Annotated in this window: 7 protein-coding genes; 3 read left to right on the top strand and 4 right to left on the bottom strand. The window is 61.6% G+C overall.

What is annotated here, in order from left to right; translation table 11 throughout:
• Nucleotides 1-102 precede the first annotated feature (102 nt).
• From K2Z83_RS27320 to K2Z83_RS27330, 3 genes are all read left to right on the top strand, one after another.
• Nucleotides 103-1170: a PASTA domain-containing protein gene (locus K2Z83_RS27320; RefSeq protein WP_220598335.1), complete on the top strand. Its 1068-nt coding sequence runs from the start codon at nucleotides 103-105 to the stop codon at nucleotides 1168-1170.
• 113 nt (nucleotides 1171-1283) lie between these two features.
• Nucleotides 1284-2369 carry a WXG100 family type VII secretion target gene (locus K2Z83_RS27325; protein ID WP_220598336.1) on the top strand — a complete coding sequence of 362 codons (1086 nt, stop codon included), beginning with the start codon at nucleotides 1284-1286 and terminating at the stop codon, nucleotides 2367-2369.
• Between the two features lie 15 nt (nucleotides 2370-2384).
• Entirely contained in the window at nucleotides 2385-3209 is an 825-nt protein-coding gene (locus K2Z83_RS27330) for a hypothetical protein (protein ID WP_220598337.1), read from the top strand.
• Between the two features lie 44 nt (nucleotides 3210-3253).
• On the opposite strand, the gene K2Z83_RS27335 is transcribed toward K2Z83_RS27330, so the two are convergent.
• The 4 genes from K2Z83_RS27335 to K2Z83_RS29555 all read right to left on the bottom strand — a co-directional run.
• Entirely contained in the window at nucleotides 3254-4528 is a 1275-nt protein-coding gene (locus K2Z83_RS27335) for a WD40 repeat domain-containing protein (RefSeq protein ID WP_370650286.1), read from the bottom strand.
• A 915-nt stretch (nucleotides 4529-5443) separates the two neighbouring features.
• Nucleotides 5444-5749: a GNAT family N-acetyltransferase gene (locus K2Z83_RS30290; protein ID WP_220598340.1), complete on the bottom strand. Its 306-nt coding sequence runs from the start codon at nucleotides 5747-5749 to the stop codon at nucleotides 5444-5446.
• 655 nt (nucleotides 5750-6404) lie between these two features.
• A complete protein-coding gene (locus K2Z83_RS30295) occupies nucleotides 6405-6605 on the bottom strand; it encodes a M23 family metallopeptidase (protein WP_220598339.1) in 201 nt (66 codons plus the stop codon).
• A partial coding sequence (locus K2Z83_RS29555; protein ID WP_255604556.1) for an IS1 family transposase occupies nucleotides 6602-6908 on the bottom strand: 307 nt, incomplete at its 5' end. The genes K2Z83_RS29555 and K2Z83_RS30295, both read right to left, overlap by 4 nt.

Below are 6908 nucleotides of genomic sequence, written 5' to 3' on the forward strand. Positions count from 1 at the left end.
GCCGCCGCCACCGCCCGCCCCCGGGACGCCAGAGGGGACTCCACCGGCTGGGTAGATAGACTCTCAACCATCAGCGATCACCAGGTAGCTTGATCTAGAGGGATGGAGATCATCGATATGCAGCGTTCACTCTTCTCTGCGACTTACACCGTCGCGATGGCATTCTTGTTGATACTGGCAGGCTGCGCGGCGGTGCCAGAACTGCCACCACCACCGCCCACGCTGACGCCCACCCAGGCGGTCGCGCAGCCTCGCCCAACTACAGTGATCGTCATCCAGATCCCAGACGTAATCACGGCCGACCAAGAGATCGCTCAGGGCCACTACGAGGCGGGCGTGCGCCTGCTGACCCGCGCCTCTGCGGCCTACCCCAACGAGGCTGAGATCGGCGACAAGCTGGCCCAGGCCCAGATCGATTGGGGCAAGTCGCTGATCCGCGATGCGGATGATAAGCTGGTTGGCTATGGGCAGGCTACCGACCATTTTAGCAGCGGCATGGCGGTGGCACGCAGCGATGAGCTGCGCGATCAGATCGCGGGCGAGCTTGCTATCGCAAAGAGCTACGTCTGGATCGAGGCCACGATGGCGGCGCTTGGCCAGGCGCTTGATGAGGGCGAGGTCGGCAGTGAGCTGCTGGAGCAGTCGCAGACAATGGTTAGTGAGGTTGATCGGTTGCTTCAGCAGCGCCAGGGCGATCCGGTCGTCGCCGCGCTGGCCGGCGCGGCTATGCTCACCAGCGGGCAGGCACTGTTGCTGAATGAAGATATTGACTCTGCGCTACGCGCCGGTCAACTCTGTGCGCGCGCCGTCGAGTTGACCGGTGAGAGCGAGCAGACCAGCGACTGTATTAGCAGCGCGGATCAGCGCACGAAGCCTACCCCGACCCCCAGGACGCCACCCACACCCTCGGTGGCAAGGCTTAAGATCCCAGATATGCGCGGCGCCGATGTAGGCCGAGCCCGCGATTATTTGCGGAATACCGTTGGCTTTACCTCAGTCGAGGTGCTCGAAGTGACCGATCCTGCTCAGATCGGCGGTGATGTCTGTCGGCAGGGTGTGCTATACACCTCACCGCCAAAGGGTTCGATTGTCTCAGCGAACACTAAGATTGTGATCCTCTACCGCGGCTCCACGAATGCCCCTGGCCTGAACGACTGTAATGCAAACTGACACCCCGATCGCATTCCAGCACTGCGTGGTAAGGCCATGATCCACCACGCAGCGCTGCTTGGGCCTATCATGCAACGGCTTCGGCATCCGCGACCAGACCTGGGAGCAGCACAATGGCAGAACCTATCATCCAGGCCAACTATCCGCAGCTCGATGAGATCGCCCGGCGCTTTCAGTCGCAGGCCAGCCAGGTTTCGGGTATGCTTGACCGGGTCAACCGTGCGTTTGAGCCGCTGGTCGATGGGAGCTGGCAGGGGCTTGGGGCGACGGCCTTCTTCGACGAGATGGAGGGCCAGCTCATCCCGGGGGTGCGCCGCCTGATCGACACCCTGCATACCTCTGGCGAGGTGACGCTGGCAGTGTCGCAGCTACTGCGCACGGCCGAGCTTGAGGCCGCCGGGTATTTCCAGAATGGGGCTGAGGGCGAGGGCGGGAGCGATAAAGCTCAGGCTGGCGAGGCCGGTGGCGGTGGCGGTGGCGGAGAGGAGGATTTTAGGTTTACATTTCTTGAAGATCATGGCCTTAGAATTACTACAGCGTGGAGTCTTTTTAAAGATGCTACTAAGCCTAGCGGTGGCATATTTAATTTTGCTAAAAACGCTGCAAAAATTGTTATAAGTGAAGGGGCCTTCACCGATAAGGCTGCCGGGATACTCAAAAGCATCTTCACATCAGCTCCTCGCCAGAGCTTTCTTAAGAACTTGAAGGATGGTTTTAAGGACAAGCTTGGCCCGTTCATCACAATTGCAAGCACTTTCGAAGAGTTTTCTGTAGGAAACAGTAAAGAAAAGGGGCTATTGAGTCGTGAGTTCGTGACCGCAACCGTCGCTGATCTGGCGGCAGACGGAATTATTACAGTCGCCTCTGCGGCAATACAGACGGCAATACCTATTCCAGGCATAGGGATTGCCGCAAGTTTTGGGCTGGGATATTTGTACGATAAGACTGGAATAAAAGATTCCTGGCGCGGTGTAGTCGATGAAGCCGGCAAACACATCCAGGAGCAGGCCAGCCAGCTGCCCGCGCAGATCAGCCATGTCGCCCGTGACATCAGCTACGCCGCACAAGACACGGTGAACGCAGCCAGACAGGGAGTCACTCAGATCGGCGACCAGTTCCAGCGCGGTGTGAGCAATGCCAGCCAGGTGTTTAGCGGGGCGCTGCGCGGCGCGGGCCAGTTTGCCCTGAATCTTTTCTAGCTAGAGGAAGAACCAATGACGAGCGAACCCCTTACGCTGACCATGACCACCGACGAGGTGCTGGCCGTCCTCCAGGTGATGGGCGCGTCAACCATGAACGGCCTGGGTGAGCCGCTGGCGGGCCTGAGCGAGCACGATCAGGCCGCGCGGCTCAACGCCGGCGCCGAGACCCTGCTCAATCGCGGGCTCTGCCGGATAGAGAATGATCAGCTGGTAATGGATGATATGATGGTCGCCTTTGTGGGGGCGAGCCTGATCCCGGACGCGGTGCTGCTTCTCTCGGCCCTCGCACCGGATCAGACCAGCGACCCCCACTACTTCAACGCGACCCAGTACCTCGCTGTGGAGCATCTGTCTCCGCGGCCCGGCGTCCATGAGTTCATCCACCTAGCCAGCGAAGAGGTGCTTGTCAACCGGCTAGAAATGCTGCTGGCGGCGGTGGCGGTCGACACGGCGCGTGCCGCGCAGCCCGAGACCTGGACGATAGCAGATCCCCAGCTTAACGAGGCGCTCCAGGCGATCCGGGCCAGCCAGTCCGACACTGCGCGCGAGATCTTTGCCGGCTGTGGTCTGTCGGGCGCGCAGCTCGACGAGCTGCTCGGCGATCTGACCGGCGGGACGGCGTGGGTCGCGATGGCAGGATGGGGGCTACGCGAGCCATCGCCCAGCGGCGGCAGCTCGATGATCATATACATCGGGCAGCATCGCTATTGGCTCTTCAGCCCGTGTCAGGATGCACCGGGCGATCTCCTTATTAGCAACCCCGATGGGAAAGAATGCATGAAGACCATCATGCGTCTGGCTGCGCCATTACGCGAGCTGATGCGAGCGTCATCCTGAGCTGTAGCTCAGGATGACATCTCTACCTCCTGAGCGGAGCGGCCTTACTTCCCTGCATCCCAGCTGTACACCGGTGGGCACTGGCGCTTGGCGAAGTCAAACGCTAGTGGCCTAGGCACCTGGAAGCGCGCCACCTCCTCCGGCGTGAGCCCGCGGCCCACCCGGCAGGCCGCCGCCCGCTGTAGGTCATCGCTGCGCACGAGGTACTGCCGCGCCGTACCATCATCTGAGGCGGTGAGGATACGGCGGCCATCCGGGCTGAACACCGCGCTCGTGACCGTGCCCGTGTGGCCGGAGAGGGTGGCCAGCGGCTGGCCGGCGGCGCCCCACAGCCGCGCCGTGTTGTCGTAGGAGGCGGTAAGGATGCGGCGGCCGTCCGGGCTGAACACCGCGCTCGTGACCGTGTCCGTGTGGCCGCTCAGCGGCGTGGGCCGCCAGGATACCGCGTCAATCGCGTCGCGCAGACTCTGCCCGGTCACCAGGTTATCATCGCGGGCGCTGGCCTCATAGGCCAGCAGCAGCGCGACCTCTCCATTGTCGCGAAACTGGGTATGGGCAGCGAAGGACAGACGCTGGGTATCTACCACCTTGCGCTGCTGCTCAGTCTGGGCCTGGGCGGTTGTGGCGAGGGATTGGGCGGCTACGGCGGTCTGTCGGTTGGCCTCGGTAAGGGCCTGCTGCTGTACGGCGATCTGCACGCTGACTTCAGCGGTGCCGCGCGCCTGTACGGCATTGTTTCTGTCGCGCTCGGCATGGGTGCGCCCGTCAATCGCCTGCACCGCCAGCACAGTTGCTACCAGGCCGAAAATCGTCGCCAGTACGGACAGGGCTAGAATCAATCGGTTGGCGCGCGCCGCCCGCCGGGCCCGTGCCTCCTCGGCGGCTACTCCAGCCCGTACAAACTCGTGCTCCAGCTCGCTGAGATCTTCGTGCTGCTGCGCCTCCTCCAGCAGCCGGCCTTGCAGCAATGCGCCGGGGTCGCGGCCCAGGCGCTGCCACTGCTCGGCGGCGGCGCTCAGGCGCTGGCGCTGGCGCAGGGCTACCCGCTCGTCCTCCAGCCACTCCACCAGGGTCGGACAGTTGCGCACCAGGGCCTTGTGGGCCGCCTCCTCCTGCATGTCGTCCGGCGTGTCGCCATCGGTTAGGCGCAGCAGGCGGGCGGCCACCAGCCGCTCCAGCACGCGGGCCACCCGCCCCGGGTCCTCGCCGCCGGCGGCCGCACCTGCGCGGCCCTCGCCGCGACTCCCTCCCCCGTCAGCACCATCACACCAATCACGCGGGGGGGGATCGGGGGCGAACGCAGCCCCCCGATAGCACACACACGGTTTGACAACGAAGCACCGTGTCGCGACGAGCGGCTCACGGGTGCGGTGCTATAGAGGATGTCTGCCCCCGGCCACTGCGCGGTGTAAACGCGGTGTACGCATGGCCAATATGTAAAGCGTTTCTGCAAGGACGATGCCCGGCGTGTCGGGGATGCCCAACGCATCAGGAGGCATATACTTTGGGCATCCCCAATGCTGCCTGGGCAGATGCCAGGCATCTGCCCGCAGCGCCCCGACAGCTGTCTGTGCGTGCCCGCACATCCTCGCCAGAATCGCAGCATCCCGCGCGACTGCAGTCGCGCGGGATGCTGCGTTGCGTGATGATGATGAGCGCGTGAGCACGCCCAGGCAGGGATCGCGTGTTCCCTTCTCCAGCATACATCCGGCCTCAGAGGTGTCACGTGCAGGATGCTGATCACCGCCGCGAATCGGTTTCGGGCAACTCCGCAACGCCCTCCAATACCTGGGGGTGTGGGCACTTTTTGTCATGGCCATGGGCGAGACGGTAACACAGCCAGCGCCAATGCGCCCTCGTCTGCGTGCAGGGACTTCTATGAGCCGAGGCCCGATCACGGCACCGCACGTGGGCGGAAGATGGGATCACGCCCGCCTGCGCTGCTGGTCGAATGTAACGCGCATTATAATAGTTCAAGCTGAAAAGTATTGCAATAATATTTACAATTAAGGCACTGTAATAAGATATACCTTTGTTGTCTCTTTGCTGTTCGTCAATCGTATTCCGCCTTGTTCGGGCAGTCAGCGTGTCGCACGCCACGCCTGCGGTACTACACGCTGACCGCTCATAGCGATGAAGTGGCAAAGGGCGCTACGGTTCAGCATGATTCTGCCTGTAGGAGGTTCGTGTGGACACACTCCAGCTTACCCACGTGCCGGTAAAGTCTCGCCCACTTATCCCGTTACTGATAGGCGCCACCCCAGGGCATGAAAGCGATGGGTGAGCGTGAAACCAACCTGCTCCGCGACCCCTTGGGAGCCCTGATTGTCCTCGCTACAATGCCAGCCCACCTCGTCATACCCTGCGGCGAGGGCATGTGCGATCGTTGCGGCGACGACGATGGTCGCAAGGCCGCGGCGGCGGTAGTCCGGGTGGGTGTGGATACCGATCTCGCAACGCGCGTCAACAGCACAGTCGGCCAGACACCAGCTCACCGGCTCGCTGCCGTCGAAGAGCGCGAAGCCGAAGCCGCAGGTCAGGAAGGCTTCAGCCGAGCCCCAGTTGCCGGTCGCTCAGCGCCGGATGTGATGGCCCTGGAAGTCGGGGCGGGCCAGGATCGCGGCGTCCAGGGGGCGCAGGGCAAGCGCGGATGGGATGTGCTCATGCCAGGCGTCCGCGAGGGCGGAGAGGGCGTAGTGCCGACGCGGGAAGCGGGCAGCGTGGACGCCAGGGACGAGGGAAGCCGCATGCGGCTCCCAGTCCGGCGTGGCAAAGAGCTCAATACCAGGCTCGTCGCCGGCAAGGTGTTGAATAAGGGGTACAGCCGAGATACGTGTAAAAATGGGAAGTAATCGATACCGTGTATATCTGCCAGGTATGTTCAATGGGTAGCTGTCAGCTGAGCCGCTGGCGGGCGTGTGACGTGGGAGAACCGGCGGCAGGTAACACGCGCCAGCAATTTGCGCGGTGGCGCCTCATCGATCGACTTGGCCTCTGCGTTGCCAAGGCAACACAGAGGAAGTGCGACGCTAGCGGTATCTTATAGGCGACCGTAGGTTGCGTGTACAACGAGCCCAGGTTACGGTCGCGCCAAGGGCCTCAGTTGCACAGCAGTCTTCATGCACGCCCTCTATTTTACTGCTTCAGTTTCGATGAAAATACTTTGCTCATTATTCCTGATAAATTCACACGGCATTATTCTTGCGAGAGAATATCACCTGTTGTAGGAGTGTACGTTCTTCCTTCAATCGTTAAAGCTATTGGAAGTGGTACACCTGTGAGAAGATTTGGCTCACTTGAAAAATGAAAATGAAGATGTGGGCCAGAACTAAAACCTGAGTTACCAAGTTTCCCTATAACTTCTCCTTGCTGTACGGATTGTCGGTAGTGGCTCAATCTAGAATGGCAGCACGCTCTCGATTGTAACGACCAAGGAAGAGCCGGATACAGCGATCATGCATGACGGCCGATTTAGAAAAGGATAGTGACTTTCGTACCAGGCGGGCGAGCCGCTGTCGTAGCGTGTTATTGAATCGCTCCACATGATTAGTCTGGCCGCTCTCCTTGCCCACGGCTGTATGCTGATCCGGCGGCAAGACCGCTGCGTAGGCTTCCCAGAAATCATGAAAACAATGGGCGGCCCGATAGGCTGCGGGAATGGCGTCCCAGAGGCATTGGCACGTCTTGAGGCTCCGATCA

Source organism: Oscillochloris sp. ZM17-4 (genome assembly GCF_019599295.1).
Lineage (GTDB): Bacteria > Chloroflexota > Chloroflexia > Chloroflexales > Chloroflexaceae > Oscillochloris.

Bases quoted from the DNA above. Each gene is read 5' to 3' on its own strand.
- K2Z83_RS27330 (WP_220598337.1), top strand. From the start codon at position 2,385: ATGACGAGCGAACCCCTTACGCTGACCATGACCACCGACGAGGTGCTG.
- K2Z83_RS27325 (WP_220598336.1), top strand. From the start codon at position 1,284: ATGGCAGAACCTATCATCCAGGCCAACTATCCGCAGCTCGATGAGATC.
- K2Z83_RS27320 (WP_220598335.1), top strand. From the start codon at position 103: ATGGAGATCATCGATATGCAGCGTTCACTCTTCTCTGCGACTTACACC.